Origin of the sequence: Photobacterium sp. GB-36 (assembly GCF_003026135.1) — a bacterium.
In the GTDB taxonomy this organism is placed as follows: domain Bacteria; phylum Pseudomonadota; class Gammaproteobacteria; order Enterobacterales; family Vibrionaceae; genus Photobacterium.
In genome coordinates this window covers 1-1,683 of record NZ_PYNY01000060.1, presented here as the reverse complement: position 1 = coordinate 1,683, position 1,683 = coordinate 1, and the positions used below count along the sequence as shown (strand labels likewise).

The 1,683-nt window shown below is 47.8% G+C and carries 4 tRNA genes and 2 rRNA genes; all 6 read left to right on the top strand.

Annotation, left to right across the window (positions count from 1 at the left end):
• A 16S ribosomal RNA gene (locus C9J46_RS21215) occupies positions 1-536 on the top strand; the annotation flags it as partial.
• 99 nt (positions 537-635) lie between these two features.
• Positions 636-711 (top strand) — tRNA-Glu (locus tag C9J46_RS21210).
• Positions 712-732: 21 nt separating this feature from the next.
• A tRNA-Lys gene (locus tag C9J46_RS21205) sits at positions 733-808 on the top strand.
• Between the two features lie 68 nt (positions 809-876).
• Positions 877-952 (top strand) — tRNA-Val (locus tag C9J46_RS21200).
• A 24-nt stretch (positions 953-976) separates the two neighbouring features.
• Positions 977-1,052, top strand: a tRNA-Ala gene (locus tag C9J46_RS21195).
• A gap of 333 nt (positions 1,053-1,385) precedes the next feature.
• Positions 1,386-1,683: ribosomal RNA gene (locus C9J46_RS21190) — 23S ribosomal RNA — on the top strand; the annotation flags it as partial.

The window sequence follows — 1,683 nt, the reverse complement described above, 5'->3', positions numbered from 1 at the left end:
TAGCAGAGATGCTTTAGTGCCTTCGGGAACTCTGAGACAGGTGCTGCATGGCTGTCGTCAGCTCGTGTTGTGAAATGTTGGGTTAAGTCCCGCAACGAGCGCAACCCTTATCCTTGTTTGCCAGCACGTAATGGTGGGAACTCCAGGGAGACTGCCGGTGATAAACCGGAGGAAGGTGGGGACGACGTCAAGTCATCATGGCCCTTACGAGTAGGGCTACACACGTGCTACAATGGCGTATACAGAGGGCTGCCAACCAGCGATGGTGAGCGAATCCCAGAAAGTACGTCGTAGTCCGGATTGGAGTCTGCAACTCGACTCCATGAAGTCGGAATCGCTAGTAATCGTGAATCAGAATGTCACGGTGAATACGTTCCCGGGCCTTGTACACACCGCCCGTCACACCATGGGAGTGGGCTGCACCAGAAGTAGATAGCTTAACCTTCGGGAGGGCGTTTACCACGGTGTGGTTCATGACTGGGGTGAAGTCGTAACAAGGTAGCCCTAGGGGAACCTGGGGCTGGATCACCTCCTTACCTAAAGACTTGCTGTTTAATGCAGTGTCCACACAGATTGCTTGGTTAAAATGTAAGAGAGCCACTTAATGTTGCCCAACAACATTAAGTATGAACATTGTCCCGTTCGTCTAGAGGCCTAGGACACCGCCCTTTCACGGCGGTAACAGGGGTTCGACTCCCCTACGGGACGCCACTTCTCTTTGAAGTGCAAATTGGGTCGTTAGCTCAGTTGGTAGAGCAGTTGACTTTTAATCAATTGGTCGCAGGTTCGAATCCTGCACGACCCACCATTTCCTTTCCACGAAGGAAAGCTAGTTTGATTTCACTTTTAAAAGTGAAAACAAATAGCAACTATCGTGGGCGATTAGCTCAGTTGGGAGAGCACCTCCCTTACAAGGAGGGGGTCACTGGTTCGAGCCCGGTATCGCCCACCACTTCTTTCTCAAGAAGTAAAATATGGGGCTATAGCTCAGCTGGGAGAGCGCTTCGCTGGCAGCGAAGAGGTCAGCGGTTCGATCCCGCTTAGCTCCACCACTTTCTAAAGACATTCCTATGAGTGTGATTAAAAAGTGGATCTTTAAATAGAAACACAATGCTCTTTAACAATCTGGAAAGCTGACTAGTAAATTCAATCAATAGATTGATTTTAAAAATGTTCTTCGAAAGAAGAACGAGTTCTCAAAACATACACATTCAAGTGTCTGTGTTTGTCTTCACTTTTTAAAAGTGAAAACAAAACAATGAGTCCGGCGAAAAACCAACGTTTAATACTTTCTTGATCGAAGTGTTAAGCACAAACCTTGGTTGTTTGACCAACTTACTCCACTTTTAAGTGGAAACTAAGAGCGAAACCTCTTGGGGTTGTATGGTTAAGTGACTAAGCGTACACGGTGGATGCCTTGGCAGTCAGAGGCGATGAAGGACGTATTAACTTGCGATAAGCCCAGAGAAGGTAGTAAAAACCGGTGACTCTGGGATTTCCGAATGGGGAAACCCACGTGCATAAGCACGTATCGTGTTGTGAATACATAGCAATACGAGGCGAACCGGGGGAACTGAAACATCTAAGTACCCCGAGGAAGAGAAATCAACCGAGATTCCGGTAGTAGCGGCGAGCGAAACCGGATTAGCCCTTAAGCTAGTTTTGCGTTAGGTGAAAGTTCTG